General features: G+C 72.6%; 12 protein-coding genes. 5 read left to right on the top strand and 7 right to left on the bottom strand.

Features of this window, described 5'->3' with window-relative positions; genetic code table 11:
* Positions 1 to 43 precede the first annotated feature (43 nt).
* Positions 44 to 1,639, top strand: coding sequence for an IucA/IucC family protein (locus AKI01S_RS06170; RefSeq protein WP_218009564.1), 1,596 nt, complete (start codon positions 44 to 46; stop codon positions 1,637 to 1,639).
* Positions 1,636 to 2,358: a phytanoyl-CoA dioxygenase family protein gene (locus AKI01S_RS06165; protein ID WP_067812791.1), complete on the top strand. Its 723-nt coding sequence runs from the start codon at positions 1,636 to 1,638 to the stop codon at positions 2,356 to 2,358. Before AKI01S_RS06170 ends, AKI01S_RS06165 begins: the two co-directional genes overlap by 4 nt.
* A gap of 76 nt (positions 2,359 to 2,434) precedes the next feature.
* Here AKI01S_RS06165 and AKI01S_RS06160 read toward each other — a convergent pair whose 3' ends face one another.
* Complete coding sequence (locus AKI01S_RS06160) at positions 2,435 to 7,903, bottom strand: ATP-binding protein (protein WP_067812790.1); 5,469 nt, start codon at positions 7,901 to 7,903, stop codon at positions 2,435 to 2,437.
* Between the two features lie 395 nt (positions 7,904 to 8,298).
* Positions 8,299 to 8,715, bottom strand: a complete 417-nt coding sequence (locus tag AKI01S_RS06155; protein ID WP_067812789.1) for a hypothetical protein — start codon at positions 8,713 to 8,715, stop codon at positions 8,299 to 8,301.
* Between the two features lie 156 nt (positions 8,716 to 8,871).
* Here AKI01S_RS06155 and AKI01S_RS06150 point away from each other — a divergent pair, with 156 nt between their 5' ends.
* Entirely contained in the window at positions 8,872 to 9,111 is a 240-nt protein-coding gene (locus AKI01S_RS06150) for a hypothetical protein (RefSeq protein WP_067812788.1), read from the top strand.
* Between the two features lie 68 nt (positions 9,112 to 9,179).
* Here the strand turns inward: AKI01S_RS06150 and AKI01S_RS06145 are convergent, their stop codons facing one another.
* Together AKI01S_RS06145 and AKI01S_RS06140 are read right to left on the bottom strand one after the other, a co-directional pair.
* Positions 9,180 to 9,749 carry a VanZ family protein gene (locus AKI01S_RS06145; RefSeq protein ID WP_067812787.1) on the bottom strand — a complete coding sequence of 190 codons (570 nt, stop codon included), beginning with the start codon at positions 9,747 to 9,749 and terminating at the stop codon, positions 9,180 to 9,182.
* Positions 9,750 to 9,863: 114 nt separating this feature from the next.
* Positions 9,864 to 10,046, bottom strand: a complete 183-nt coding sequence (locus AKI01S_RS06140) for a hypothetical protein (protein WP_067812786.1) — start codon at positions 10,044 to 10,046, stop codon at positions 9,864 to 9,866.
* Positions 10,047 to 10,579: 533 nt separating this feature from the next.
* Between AKI01S_RS06140 and AKI01S_RS06135 the strand changes: the two genes are divergently transcribed.
* Complete coding sequence (locus tag AKI01S_RS06135; protein WP_067812785.1) at positions 10,580 to 11,200, top strand: winged helix-turn-helix domain-containing protein; 621 nt, start codon at positions 10,580 to 10,582, stop codon at positions 11,198 to 11,200.
* Positions 11,197 to 11,916 (top strand): hypothetical protein, encoded by a 720-nt coding sequence (locus AKI01S_RS06130; protein WP_067812784.1) that lies wholly within the window; start codon positions 11,197 to 11,199, stop codon positions 11,914 to 11,916. The genes AKI01S_RS06135 and AKI01S_RS06130 overlap by 4 nt, the downstream gene beginning before the upstream one ends.
* A 220-nt stretch (positions 11,917 to 12,136) precedes the next feature.
* On the opposite strand, the gene AKI01S_RS06125 is transcribed toward AKI01S_RS06130, so the two are convergent.
* The 3 genes from AKI01S_RS06125 to AKI01S_RS51595 form a co-directional block, all read right to left on the bottom strand.
* Positions 12,137 to 13,177 carry a sensor histidine kinase gene (locus AKI01S_RS06125; RefSeq protein ID WP_281185883.1) on the bottom strand — a complete coding sequence of 347 codons (1,041 nt, stop codon included), beginning with the start codon at positions 13,175 to 13,177 and terminating at the stop codon, positions 12,137 to 12,139.
* Positions 13,178 to 13,259: 82 nt separating this feature from the next.
* Complete coding sequence (locus AKI01S_RS06120) at positions 13,260 to 13,955, bottom strand: response regulator transcription factor (protein ID WP_067812782.1); 696 nt, start codon at positions 13,953 to 13,955, stop codon at positions 13,260 to 13,262.
* A 190-nt stretch (positions 13,956 to 14,145) separates the two neighbouring features.
* Positions 14,146 to 14,420 (bottom strand): hypothetical protein (locus AKI01S_RS51595; protein WP_218009563.1); only part of this gene is annotated, 275 nt, incomplete at its 5' end.

The raw sequence follows: 14,420 nt of genomic DNA, 5'->3' as shown, positions 1-14,420 counted from the left end.
ACGTTGTCGCAATCATGTCCTGTGACCCACCGGGAGCGCGTTGTTGAGGCCCTTTGAGACCGAGTTCGCCGCGGGCCTGCGCCCGGACCTGGCCGACGCCTACCGGACGGCCCTGCCGGGGGCGCGCGCGGGCGTGCTCGCCCGGCTGTGGCGCGGGCTGTGCGTCGATCCGCTGCCCAGGGTCGCCGGCCGCCGCCGGGTCGGGGCCGAGACCGTCCTGACGCTGACCGACGGCCGCCGCCTGGCCGGGCCGTCCGGGGACTGGTGCTTCCCCGAGCCGACCGCGGACCGGCCGGTCACGTTGGACGGCCGCCGTCACGAGCACCCCGCCGGGCTGCTGGCGGCGCTGGCATGGCCCGAGGCCGAGCGCCTGCGGGCCGAGATCGACCACAGCGTGGCCGGGCTCGCCCTGGCCCGCGCCAACGCCGTCGGCCCCGCGGCGCCGTTCACCCATCGCACCCCGGTCGAACACGAACAGAGCGTGGTGGACGGCCATCCCCTCCACCCGTGCTGTCGAAACCGCACCGGCTTCCGCGCCGCCGACCATCTGGCCCACGGCCCCGAGCACCGCCCGGTCGTCGGACTCGACCTGCTCGCGGTGCCGCCGGACGCGTGCCTGGCGCGCGGCTCCTGGCCCGCCGAGCTGCGCGAGGGCGACGCCCTCCTGCTCCCGCTCCACCCCTGGCAGTCCCGCCATGTCCTGCCCCGCCTCGGCCTGGCGCCCCACCAGCCGGGGGCCCTGCCCGCGCATCCGTTGATGGCCCTGCGGACGTTCGCCCTGGACGGCAGGCCGTGGCAGGTCAAGACCGCGCTGAGCACCCAGCTCACCTCGTCGGTGCGGGACATCTCGGCGGGCTCGACGCGGTCCGGCGTCGCGGTGTCGGACTTCCTGCGGAACGCGGTGGACCGCCTCGACGGTCCGCTGCGGCTGCAACCCACCCGCGCCACCGCGGCCGTCCTGGTCGGCGGCGAGCCGAGCCCCGACCTGGCCGCCGTGATCCGCGACGTCCCCGAGGCGCGCCCGGGCGAGACCGTCCTGCCGATCGCCGCCCTGACCGCGCGGCCCCGCGACGGCGGATGCCCGCCGCTGTGCGCGCTGGCGGGCGACGACCCGGCCGCGTGGCTGGCGGGTTTCGCCGCGCTGGCGGTTCCCCCGCTGGTCACCCTGCTGGCGTGGGGCGTCGCGCTGGAGGCGCACGAACAGAACCTCCTGCTGGTCCTCGACGGCGACCGTCTCGCACGCCTGGTCTACCGCGACCTGGCCGACGTCCGCGTCCACCCCGGACGCCTGGACGCCGCCGGGCTCGCCGGACACGACCTCCCCGAACGCCTCCGTGCCGACACCCGCGGCCTGCACGCCAAGCTGTTCGGGTCGTTCGTCGCCACGACACTGGCCGGGCTGGTCACGACCCTGGCCTCGCACGCACCGGCCGAACGGCTGTGGGACGCGATCGGATCCCAGGTCCGCCACGCCTACGACGCCCTTCCCGACACGCCCTTCGCGCGCGCCGACCGGCGGGCGCTGCTCACCGCCCCGATCCCCGCCAAGCCCCTCACCCTGATGCGGCTGGACCCGGCGACCCCCGCACGGGCCCACCGGCCGAACCCCTTCACCCCCAGAGAGGAGTGGGACGGATGACCGGACATCCGTTCGAGCTCACCGGACCGGACCCCGACGCCGTGACGAAGGCGCTGGCCGAACACGGCATCGCGCTCCTCCCGCGCTACCTCGACGACGCCGGGGAGCTGTCCGCCGCCGAACACGAGGCCCGCGAGGCTCTCCATGCGCACCCCGACCACGCCCAGGCGCTGAGCAGCTATCCCGACGGGAACGGCATCCGGGTGGAACGCGCCCGCGCCGCCGCCGACCACCCCGCCCTGGCCTCCGTGTTCGAACGGCCGTGGATGCGGCGGGTGGCCGAGCTGTTCTTCGGCGGCGAGCCGTACGTCTTCAACCACGACCTCATGATCGTCATGGACGTGGTGGGCACCGAGCACCTCGCCCACCGGGTCCACTACGACCGCATGCCGCAGCTGAAGTTCTTCCTCTACCTGACCGACACCACCGCCGACAACGGCGCGTTCCACTGCCTGCCCGGCTCCCACCGCCACGCCAAGGAGCTCCAGCGCGACAACCGGCGGCGGCTCGTGCTGCCGGCCTCGGCCGAGACCCGCCTGGAGACCCCGGAGTTCACGACCGGCCAGATCCCCGTCGAGGGCCCGGCGGGCACCCTGCTGGTCATCGACAGCGACCTCGCCCACCGGGGCTCCCCCATCCGCCGGGGACACCGGCTGACCACCCGGAGCCGCAGCTACCACCCCGCGTACCTGAGCCGCTGGGCCACCGGGCCCACCTGACGCGCGACGCCGGAACCGCTCGCGGGAGCACCCGGGCGGTGCTCCCGCGAGCGGCGGGCCGGATCCCGGCCCGGGCTCAGCCCAGCCGGGACTCGATGGCCTCGATGATCCGGGGACGCATCTCGGCGGCGCCGATCACCGCGTCGACCGAGCCGACCTCGACCGCGCGCCGGATGCTGTGCACGCGGTCGAACTCGGCGGCCACCTCGCTGAGCTTCTCCGCGCGCACCGAGGCGCGCACCTCGTCGAGCTCGGCGGTCAGCTCGGCGGTGAGCGCGGCGCGGTCGGCGTCGGTGGCGGCGGTGATCCGGGCCTCCAGGTCGCGCACGCGCGGATCGTCGGCGGTGCGGGCGTTGACCTCGCCGGAGAACACCACCGCGGCGGCGGGCGCGCCGCCCAGCACCGAGGCGAACGACCCCTCCAGCGCCAGCACGGTCATGTTCGGGTTCAGCGCCTTGGAGAACACCACGAACGCGCCGCCGTGGTACCGCGAGATCACGCAGAACACGATGGGGCCGCGGAAGTTCACGATCGCGCGCCCGATCTCCGCGCCGTACTCCAGCTGCAGCTTGCGCATCGACTCCGGCGAGCCGTCGAAGCCCGACAGGTTCGCCAGCACCACCAGCGGACGGTTCCCGCTCGCCGCGTTGATCGCCCGCGCGACCTTCTTCGACGACTGCGGGAACAGCGTGCCCGCCGTGTAGGCGTCGGGCCCGTCGGTGGGCGGGAAGCCGCGCCGGGGAACCGACCGCGACTCGATGCCGACCAGGCACACCGGGATGCCGCCGAGGTGGACGTCCTGCACCACCGCGGTCTCGGCGTCGGCCATGCCCGCCCAGCGCTCCAGCACCGGGTGGTCCTGGTCGGACAGCGCCCGCATCACGGTGCGGATGTCGAACGGCTTCTTGCGGTCCGGGTTGGCCTCGGCGGAGAAGATCTCGCCGACGGTGGCGAAGTCGCTGCCCTCCGCCGAGTGCGGGAAGTCGCGGACGTCGCGGTCGACGGGGTCGGTGGTCTCCGCGCGCCGCGGAGCGTCCTCGCCGGGGGCGACGTAGGTGTGGTCGTAGTGCGCCATCAGCACGTCGCGGGCGGCGGCCAGGTCCGGGGCCCAGTACTGGGCCTGCCCGTTGGGGCCCATGACCCGGTCGTAGCCGCCGATGCCGAAGTTGTCCTCGGCCGACACGCCGCCGGAGAAGTCCAGGGACTGCTTGCCGGTCAGCACCATCGCCGACTCGGGGACCATCACCAGGACGCCCTTGGTGTGCATGAGCATCGTCGCCTCGGCGTTCCAGTACGGCTGCGCGCCGACGTTGATGCCCGCGACCACGATGTTGATCTCACCGCCGGCCTGGGTGAACTCCACGATCCGCTTGAGCGCCGCGGCCACCCAGTCCATGTTCTCGGTGCCCGACTCCATGGAGATCCGGGCCCCGGCCGACAATGCGTACCACTCCAGCGGCACGCCCATCCGCTCGGCCAGGTCCAGCGCGGCGATCACGCGGCGGCACTCGGGCTCCGACAGCGCGCCCAGCGCCTTGGTCGGGTCGCCGAGCAGCACGACCCGGGTCACGCCCTCCCGGTGGCGCCGGGTGCGGGTGGTGACCACGCCCGCGACGATCGCCGCGGTGTTGCGTCCCCTCGGCCGGTCGACCGGCACCAGCGCGTGGTCCCCGTCGAGGTCGTGCTCGACGAAGTCGCCGAGCAGGCCGGTCAGCTCGTACGGGTACACCGTGTTGCGGGCCGCGGCGCGCAGCACCTTCAGCCGGTAGTCGTCGAGCGGCCGGACCGGCTCGTCGGCGGGCTCGCCGACGGTCAGCGCGGTCCCGCCGGTGGCGTCGAACGACACCCGCACGGTGACCTTGTGCAGCTCGCCGGTGCGCGGGTCGCGCCGCCGCGCGATGAACAGGATCTCCTCCAGCCCGGCGCCCTGGGCCGTCGGCAGCACGCGGTCGGCGATCGTCTGCAGCTCCTCGCGGGTCATCTCGCTCGGCGGCCACACGTAGACCACGATCCGGTTGGTGTTGAACCGCTTCTTCGACGGCCGCCGCGACTGCGCGCGGCGGATCGAGTCCAGGCAGGCCGCGACGGTGTACTCGGCCGTCGGCAGCGTCACCAGCCGCCCGTCGTGGTCGCGCAGCGCGGTCAGGTCGCGCACCTGGGTGAACGCGACGAGGCGCTCGTCGGACGGGTTCTCCCGCGCGACGCACCGGTACAGGTACACCTCCTCGTCCGACGACGGCAGCCGGGTGAGGTCGAAGGCGTTCAGCCGCTCCAGCTGCATCCGCTGCGCGATGTAGGGGTGCAGGCCGCGGATCAGCCGTTCCTCGGCCATCCCGGTGCTCGACGGCCGGAAGGTGAAGTGGTGGTGCATCACCGCGCGGCGGCTGCCGGCGACGGTGGCGGTGATCCGCCGCACCTGGGGCGGCAGCGGGCGCGCGCCGACGGCCTCCTGGAGCGCGGCCGCCATCGCGTCGGAGTCCTCCGGCTGGTTCTCCCAGGACACGTAGATGTCGGCGTCGACGGGGTGGCCGCCGTCGGCCAGCTCCGCCAGGCCGTCCAGCGCCCCGCCCAGCGCGTCGAAGCCGACGGCGCAGGAGACCAGCCGGGAGCCCTCGCGCTCGGCGACCACGAACCGGCAGCCGGAGTGCTCGACGGCGCGGACGCCGGTGAGGCCCTTGTTGCCGTAGTAGCGGCGGGTCAGCACCTCCAGCATGACCGAGTTGTCCCGGTCGCCGCGCAGCAGCCGCTGGCCCAGCAGCCGCACCAGCGGCTCGGTGCTGCGCACCATCTCGGCGATGCGCTCGGCGCGGTCCGGCGAGTCCGGGTGCGCGTCCAGGTGGCGCAGGTGCTCGCGGACCCGGGCGTAGACGCGGGCGCGGTTGCGCCGCAGCAGCGGCTGCGCGAACCAGGTGAACGCCACGCCGCGCGCCAGGTCGGCGACCACGGGGAAGCGCCCCTGCGTGGCGGCCACCAGGCGTTCCAGCGCCAGGCCCGCCGACTCGTACACGAACGCGTCCGGCGGCGGCTCCCGCAGCCACGAGCGCAGCAGCGCCGCGACGACCGCGGAGTCCGCGGCGGCGCGCTGCCGGGCCAGGAAGATCCGGAACACCGCGGCCTCAAGCTCGGGAGAGCGGTCCAGCTCGGTGACGCCGTAGTGCCCGAGCGCCCTGGCGAGCCTGCCCTGGAACGCCTCCGGCAGCCCGGCCCGCTCCACGTCGAGGCTCTGCAGGTAGGTGTGGAAGTACTCGTGGTCGCTGTGCAGGTGGCCCTTGTCAGCGGCGTCCTCGCCGTTCGGCCGGTTGCGGCCGAGCTCGGCCAGGTCGGCGAACACCTCGATGAGGCCGAGTTCCTCGGCCAGCGGCCGGCGGCCCTCCCCGGCGGCCGCCCGGCGCGCGGCGAGGTAGTCGTCGAGCATCCGGCGCTCGTCGTGCGGGTCGACGTCGAAGCCCAGCAGCAGGGAGCGCAGGTCCTCCAGGCCGCGCGCGAGGCGGTCGCGCGCCGGGACGTCCACGGGCGCGGCGGGCAGGTCCAGCTCGACGGCGGCGACGGGGGCCTCGGCGACCTCGTCGTCGCCGACCGGCTCCAGCCGCAGCAGCGGCGCGCCCGTCTCGACCTGGCTGCCGACGGAGACGACGCACTCCTTCACCCGCGCCCGGAACGGCGCCCGCAGCACCGTCTCCATCTTCATGCTCTCCAGCACCAGCACCGGCGCGTTCGCCTCGACCTCGTCGCCGACCTCCAGCGGCGTGGCGATGACCAGCGCGGGCGCGGGCGAGCGGACGACGCCGCCCTCGTCGCGGCTGACGCGGTGGGTGACGCCGTTCACCTCGATCAGGTGGACCGGCCCGTGGGTGTCGGTGAGCAGCCGGTAGCGCACGCCGTTGACGACGATCTGCCCCGAGTACCGGTCGAAACGGTCGAGCTCGACGTCGGCGGTGTGCGGGTCGCCGCCCGCCTCGATGCCGACGCGGAACCGGTGCGGCCCCACCCGCGCCACGCGCACGCGGTAGCCGACGCCGCGCAGCTTGAGGTCCAGCGGCCGTCCGCTCTCGTGCTGCACCTGCGGGCGCCCGCCGGACGCCGTCGACAGCAGCCGCTGCTGCTCGGCGCGCTCCTGCTCCTCGTAGGCGTCGATGGCCGCGGCCGCCAGCGCGACGGCGGAGTGCCGGTGCGACACGAGCCCGCCCGCGGCGCGGACGCGGTCGATCCAGCCGGTGTCGGCGCTGGCGTCGATCACCTCGGGCCGGTCGAGCAGGTCCAGCACGAAGCTCTTGTTGGTGGTGCCGCCCTCGATGACCACCTTGGTCTGGGTCATCGCCCGGCGCAGCCGTCCCAGCGCCTCGGCGCGGTCGCGGCCGTAGGCGATGATCTTCGCGATCATGGAGTCGAACTCGGCGGGGATGGTGTCGCCCTCGCTGACCCCGGTGTCCACGCGGATGCCGGGCCCGGCCGGCAGCTCCAGCCGCGCGATGCGGCCCGGGGACGGCGCGAAGTCGCGGTCGGGGTCCTCGGCGTTGAGCCGGGCCTCGACGGCGTGGCCGCGCTCGACCGGCCGCTCCCCCTCCAGGCGGCCGCCCGCCGCCACATGGAGCTGCGCCTTGACCAGGTCGAACCCGGTGGTGGCCTCGGTGATCGGGTGCTCGACCTGCAGCCGGGTGTTGACCTCCAGGAACGCGAACTGCCGGTCACCGGGGTGGTAGAGGAACTCCACGGTCGCCGCGCCCCGGTAGCCGACCGCGATCGCCAGCCGTTCGGCGGAGCCCTTGAGCTCGGCCACCTGCTCGGGGTCGAGCACCGGCGAGGCCGACTCCTCGATGATCTTCTGGTTGCGGCGCTGCACCGAGCAGTCGCGCACGCCCAGCGCCCACGCGGTGCCCTGGCCGTCGGCGATCACCTGGACCTCGACGTGCCGGGCCCCGGTGACCAGGCGTTCCAGGAACACCACGCCGCTGCCGAACGCCCGCGCGGCCTCCTGGCTGGTGCGCTCGTAGGCGTCGGCGAGCTCGGACTCGTCCCTGATCACGCGGATGCCCCGGCCGCCGCCGCCCGCGGTCGCCTTGAGCATCAGCGGGTAGCCGATCCGGCCGGCCGCCGCCAGCGCGGCGTCCAGGCTCTCGACCGCGCCCCGGCTCCACGGCGCGACCGGCACCCCGACCTCCTCGGCGATCAGCTTCGCGCCGATCTTGTCGCCGAGCCGGCGCATGGCCTCGGGGCTCGGCCCGACGAAGGCGACCCCGATCCGCTCGCACAGCTCCGCGAACGCCGGGTCCTCGGCGACGAAGCCCCAGCCGACCCACGCGGCGTCGGCCCCGGTCTCCACCAGGGCGCGTTCCAGGACCTTCAGGTCCAGGTAGGGACGCGCGGCGGCGGGCCCGAGGTCGTAGGCGATGTCGGCCTCGCGCACGAACGTCGCGTCGCGGTCGACGTCGGTGTGCAGCGCGACGGTCTCGATCGGCGTCCCGGTCTCGGAGACCAGATCCCGAACGCCTTGGATGAGGCGCATCGCTGCCTCACCACGGTTGACGATGGCGACACGACGGAACACGCGGCCGAACCCTCCCTGATCTCGCTGCTGGTCGTCTGGATCCCGCCGGAGTCGGCTGACCGCGCTCCCCACCACGAGACCTCCCTCGGCTCCGTCGACAGCGCGGTGCCCCTCACTCGGTCGCGGACAGGAGGAACGTGCTCGAGGGCGGCGGCCGGCACCGGAGACATGTTTGATCAGACCCTATGTACCAGCGGGCGCCGGTGGGCAGTGGACGCCCACCAACCTCTGCCGCCCAAATCTGTGCGATGGATCAGTTGACGCTGGCCCGGGGCCCCGCCGTCACGCCCGCACGATCATGGATTCCGGCGACCGAATCCGGTTCGGTGGGGTCGTCGGGACGCGGACACCGTGCCGGGCGGAGATGCTCCGGGGATCTGGAACGCAGGCGCCGGTCACCGGATACGGGTCCCGGCGATCCGCCCGCCCTGGCCGCAGTCTACGGCCGCCGTCAGGACGGGAAGGCCGGGTGCGGCGCCCGCGGCTTCGACCACCTGCGGATCATCGTCGGTGAGCAGCGACGGCGGGCAGGAGACCGGCAGGTTCCGGTGCCCGGCGGCGCGGCGGCGGAGGGACGGGACGGGGTCGGAGGCCAGTGTGCCGACGAGCGCGGCCGGCAGGTCCTCGCCCTTCAGCGCCCATTGGCGCAGACGCGGGTCGTCCGACCGGGCCAGCCGCACGAACGCCCGGGGCGGGAAGTTGGGATGCTCCACCAGAAGGGGCGTGACCGAGGTGTCCTCGCCGTGCTCCCGGACCAGCCGCTCCAGCTCCTCCCCCGGAGCCGACGGGCTACGCGCCAGCCCGCACAGCACCCGGCGAACGCGCCGCTCATCCGGAGGGAGTCTACGAGAGGAACGCGACGCGGCTCCAGCCGGTGCCGATGACGGCGACGCCGGGGATGCCGTCCGTTCCCTGCGAGGCACGCGCTTGGGCGGGTTTCCCTCGATGCCGTCGGGTAGGGGCGGATCATGTCGCACCACAACGATCCAGAGCCGAACGGCGACGACAACCTCATCGAGCCGCAGGGCGTGAACGCCGGAGGCGCGATCGACCGTCCCGTGGACCAGGAGCCGGACGACGACCCGACCGCCCCCGCCTCCGGCCCGCCCGACCCCGCCACCGTGGCCACGCGCGACGAGGAGATGGTCGGCGTCCCCGAGCAGAAGCCCGGGTACCCCGGCCAGCAACGCTCCATCGACACCAGCTGACCACCACGCCCAGGCCGGCCCCGCCCGCGCCGGTCCAAAGCCGAGAATGGTCAGGTGCGGGCGGCGGCTCAGCGTCCCGATACCGGAGCCGATCGAGGTCGACCTGACGAAGCGGTGGCCGTCGCGCGCCACCAGCGGCGCGACGCCAGCGCGGCCAGCCCGGCGCCGGCGGTGTTGAGCAGCACGTCGTCCACAGAGGACAGCCGGTCCAGTCGCAGGACGTACTGCGCGGCCTCGACCAGGACCGAGCAGCCCGCCGCGAGCGCCAGGACCCGCGGTACCGACGCCAGCGCGCCGAACCGCAGCGGAGCGAGGAATCCCAGCGCCGCGAACACCAGCAGGTTGCCGACGACCTGGACCGCGTCCATCGTGAGCAGGTCCCGCAGCGGTACCAGGCTCAGCCGACCGGGAACGGCACCGGCCCGCTCGCCCGGCAACATGACCATCCATACCCACGGCGCCGTCCCGTAGACGATGCCGACCTCGGCCAGCGACATCCGCCACGCCGAAGTGGTGCCGGTGGCGTTCCGGCGTCGCGCCAGAGCCCACACCGCCGACGCGGCCAACGGAAGCACGGCCACCGTGACGACCACCACGCCGGTGAACGTGCCGACCCAGCCATGCCACTCCCTGAGCACGCCACCTCCACTCCGTTCGACCGCGGAGTCCGCCCGCAGGTCACAACGATCTCTTCGCTGCCCCTACAGACGTGCCGGTCGCCCGTCTGGATCCCGCACCGCGTTGGCCGTGCGTCAGCGCCGACTGGTGATGGTCTGCACCGCGCGTTCGACGAAAAACGGCAGGTCGTCGTGATTGCCGAGGATGACACCGGCGTGCCCGATCACCCACTGACCGTTGACGATGTGGACCGGCGACGCACAGGCCCCGAACGAGGCGTCGGCGGGGACCGTTCCGCCCGTTCGGCTGGGGAGCATGAGGGATCTTTGCCCCGATGAACAGCTCGGCGGAGGGCCGGTCCAGCACCGTGCCACCGCCAGCGCGTGCGCGAGCCGGACCGGATCCGGGCGCGGCGTGCGGGGCCGGGACGGCCTCGAACGCGGCCGGGCCACATGGTGGCCGACCAGGGCCACAGCAGCCGGGCCCTCCGTTGCCGTCTGCGGCGGCGCGGGATCGGGGCCACCGTCCCCGAACGCGCCGACCACATCGCGGGCCGGATTCGTCGCGGCTCACGCGGTGGGCGGTCCCCAGGCTTGGCCCCCGAGGTCCACACATGTCACGACAGAGGGAACGCTGCTTCCACCAGCTCAAACACTGGCGCGGCATCGCCACCCGCTTGGCCCCGACAGGCCGTCGTCGCCCCGGCCGTCCTGCTGATGTGGCCAGGAACCTTGACGGCGGAACCTAGCGCGGATCTTCGTTCCGATGCTCGTCGACCCTCGTCTCCGCCTGCGGCCCTGTTCATGCGAACGATTTGACAAATTTTTCTGTCAAATGAACGATGGGTTGCGTGGAAAGCGGAATCAACTACCTCGACGAGCCGGACACGGTGGCGGTCGTGCTGGCCCCGTTGCGCAGGAAACTGCTGGCCAAGCTGCGCGAACCCGCCTCCGCGACGCAGCTCGCGGCGGCGCTCGGCCTGCCGAGGCAGAAGGTGAACTACCACCTGCGGGCGCTGGAGACCGCGGGCCTGATCGAGCTGGTCGAGGAGCGGAGGCGCCGCGGGTGCCTGGAGCGCATCATGCGCGCCCGGCCCGGCGCGGTCGTGGTGGACCCGACGGTGATGAGCCACGACCAGGACTCCCCGGCGGAGCAGCTCAGCCTGATCCAGGACCAGTACGCCGCCGAGCACCTGGTCGACGTCGCCGCGGCGACCGTCCGCGACGTCGCACGGATGCAGGTCAAGGCGGACGAAGCGGGCAAGCGCCTGCTCACCTTCACCGCCGAGACCGAGGTGCGGTTCGCCAGTCCGGCGGACGTCCACCGGTTCACCGACGAGCTGACCGAAGCGCTGCGGGAGATCGCGGCCCGGTTCGACACGCGCGACGGTCGCCAGTACCGCGTGGTGGTCGCTGGCCACCCCACCCCCAGGCCGACCGGCAAGACCAGCGATGAGGGAGAGAGTCCATGAGCGACATCCAGCCCACCGGCACGCCGCGACCGGAGGTGCGGGTGGCGACCACCGTCGACGCCGCCTGGCGGGCACTGCGGGACAAGGACGTGATCAGGCAGTGGCACGGTTGGCAGTCCGGTGAGCTCGAAGCCGAGATCGACTCGATCTACTTCACCGATGTCACCGAGGACATCGAGACGCACACGTTCCTCGCCAACGGCGGCGACCGGTTCGAGGTGCGGGGCGACGGCGAGGGTTTCGTCCGCGTCACGCTCGTCCGCGCACCGCTGAGCGGCGATCCCGAGTGGGACGCCTACTACGACGACGTCACCGAGGGTTGGATCTCCTTCCTGCACCAACTGCGCTTCGCGCTCGAGCGCAAGCCCGGCGAGCGGCGGCGCACGCTGTTCTTCGGCGATCGCGGCACGTACTCGGGCACCGTGATCGAACGCCTGGGGCTGGCCGCGGCGAGCGAACCGGGCAGCCGCTACACCGCGACCCTCGCCGGCGAGTCGATCGAGGGTGAGGTGTGGTTCCGCTCGGAGCACCAGCTCGGGGTCACGGTGGACTCCTGGGGCGAAGGCCTGCTGATCATCGCAGGCACCGGCCCCTCCACGACCGAACCGGCGGGCACGTCGATGGCCCTGTTGAGCACCTACCAGCTGGACGAGGACGCGTACACCCTGCTCGGCGAGCGGTGGTCCCGGTGGTGGGGCGACAACACGGGCAAGTGATTCGTCAAGCAGTACGAGTGGCTGATCTGGCTTGTAGCGGTGGACTCCACCATGTTCGCCACGGTGCTGGAACAGATCCGGACGCCGCCCGACCACCTGGTGGCCGACAACGTCTACAGCAGCCGGGCGCTCCTGCGGCACACGGGATCGACATGACGGTTCCTGAGCGTGCCGACCAGGTGCGCAACCGGGCCGCCTTTATGGACTTCGACGGCAGAACCTAGTGGGCCTCGTTCGGAGACGCCGCCTGCGGTGTGGCGGGAAGCCGGACCGTGACGGTGAGGCCGCCGGTGGGGCGGGGGGCGAGGTCGAGGGTCCCGTCGTGGGCTCGGATGATGCTGTGCACGATGGCCAGCCCGAGGCCGACGCCGGCGTGCTCGTCGGTGCGGATGCGCGTCGTTCCGCGTTGGAAGGGCTCGATGAGGGTCGGTACCAGTTCGGGTGGGAGCCGATGGCCGGTGTTCTCGACCCGCAGCACGCTCGCGTCGTGCTGGGATTCGGTGTGGACCGTCACGGTGCCGCCGGTGGGGAGGTTGTGGACGATGGCGTTCTGGACGAGGTTGGTCGCCATCCGCAGCAGGAGCGGCGCGGAGCCGACGGTCTTCGTGGGCTCGCCGGTGACATCGAGCGTGGTCTGACGCTGTTCGGCGAGGGGAAGCAGCGTTTCGGTGGCTTCTTCGGCGACCAGGGACAGGTCGACGGGCTCGCGGGTGAAGCTTCCGCGGCCACTGCGGCTGAGCAGCAGCAGGGCCTCGGTGAGCTCGATCGCCCGCGTGTTGACGGTGTGGAGGCGTTCGATGAGCTCCCCCTGACCCCGTGCGGGGTCTTTGCGGGCGACGTCGAGGAGTGACTGCGAGATCGCCAGCGGGGTGCGCAGTTCGTGCGAGGCGTTCGCGGCGAAACGTTGCTGCTCGGCGACGTGGGATTCGAGTTGTTCGAGCATGGTGTCGAACACGTCGGCGAGTTCGCGGAATTCGTCCCTGGGGCCTTCCAGGCGAATCCGGTGGGACAGCGATCCGTGGGAGGCCATCTGCGCCGCGTCTGCGATCTGTGTGAGCGGCGCGAGCATCCGGCCGGCGAGGACCCATCCTCCCAGCAGGCCGAACACCAGCAGGAACGCCAGTGCCGCGACCGAGGCGGGGGCGAAGCCGCGCAGGAGGTCGGAGCGGTTGTGCCCGAGGATGATCACGCTGCCGACCGCCCTGCGAATGGCCCCGGGGTCGTCGGTCGGGAGCCAGCGCAGCACGAACACCCAGAACACGGCGAGCAGGACGACACCGGCCAGCAGAAGGAATCCGGCGTAGCTGATGGTGAGTTTCAGCCGGACGCTGAGCCCTGGGCGCCTATTCATGAGCGTCGCCGGGGCGGGCGGGGTCGACGCCGGTGTCGATGCGGTAGCCGACGCCGAGCACCGTGGAGATGAGCGATGGTTCGCCGAGTCGTTTGCGCAGTGCCGAGACGGTGATGCGGACGGCGTTGGTGAAGGGGTCGGCGTTCTCGTCCCAGGCCCGCTCCAGTAGCTCCTCGGCGCTGACGACACCGCCTTCGGCGGCGACCAGGACCTCCAGCACGGCGAACTGCTTGCGGGTGAGCGCGATGTAGCGTCCGTCGCGGAAGACCTCCCGGCGGAAGGGATCCAGCCGCAGCCCCGCGATCTCCCGGACCGGGGGCCGGGCGTGCGCGCGCCTGCGGTCCAGCGCCCGCAACCGCATGACCAGCTCCCGAAGCTCGAACGGTTTGGTGAGGTAGTCGTCGGCGCCGAGCTCGAACCCCGAGGCCTTGTCGTCGATCCGGTCGGCGGCGGTGAGCATCAGGATCGGGATGCCGCTGCCGGAGGCGACGATTCGGCGGGCGACCTCATCGCCGGAGGGACCGGGGATGTCGCGGTCGAGGACCGCGAGGTCGTAGGAGTTGACGCTGAGCAGTTCCAGGGCGGTGTCACCGTCGCCGGCGATGTCGGCGGCGATCGCCTCCAGCCGCAGACCGTCACGCACGGCCTCGGCCAGGAAAGGCTCGTCCTCCACGATCAGTACGCGCATACCTGGAGGCTAGACAGCACGGCATATCGCTGACATATGCAACACTCCCCAACCGCTTACAAGACGCTCACCAGCCAGAACGCTTGACAAGCTCAGAGCGCCCGCCGGTGATCGCTGCGGAGCTGGAGCCGTCCGCCGACTAAGCGGCAGACGGCTCCAGAAGCTCCCACTCGGCATCGGTCAGCTCGACCTAGGAGCGCTTGGCCACGCTGCCGGGTGGTGCGATGGTGAACGGTTGGTGCCATCCCTCTGCGTGAGTCCAGAAGTTGGTCTCGATGCGACCGTCCGGAGTGGTCCAGTACGCGTCGGCGTGGTCGACGGCACGACTCAGGGTCGCGATCGCCCCGGGAGCGGCACTGCCGGGCGGCGCGATGGAGAACGGCTGATGCCATCCCTCTGTGTGAGTCCAGAAGTTGGTCTCGATGCGACCGTCCGGGGTGATCCAGTACGCGTCGGCGTGGTCGA

Origin of the sequence: Actinomadura kijaniata NBRC 14229 (genome assembly GCF_001552175.1) — a bacterium.
In the GTDB taxonomy this organism is placed as follows: Bacteria; Actinomycetota; Actinomycetes; order Streptosporangiales; family Streptosporangiaceae; genus Spirillospora; species Spirillospora kijaniata.
The sequence above is the reverse complement of the archived record's forward strand: the minus strand, read 5'-3'. Positions and strand labels throughout refer to the sequence as shown.

Bases quoted from the DNA above. Each gene is read 5' to 3' on its own strand.
- AKI01S_RS06120 (WP_067812782.1), bottom strand. From the start codon at position 13,955: ATGCGCGTACTGATCGTGGAGGACGAGCCTTTCCTGGCCGAGGCCGTG.
- AKI01S_RS06150 (WP_067812788.1), top strand. From the start codon at position 8,872: ATGTCGCACCACAACGATCCAGAGCCGAACGGCGACGACAACCTCATC.
- AKI01S_RS06130 (WP_067812784.1), top strand. From the start codon at position 11,197: ATGAGCGACATCCAGCCCACCGGCACGCCGCGACCGGAGGTGCGGGTG.
- AKI01S_RS06165 (WP_067812791.1), top strand. From the start codon at position 1,636: ATGACCGGACATCCGTTCGAGCTCACCGGACCGGACCCCGACGCCGTG.
- AKI01S_RS06140 (WP_067812786.1), bottom strand. From the start codon at position 10,046: ATGCTCCCCAGCCGAACGGGCGGAACGGTCCCCGCCGACGCCTCGTTC.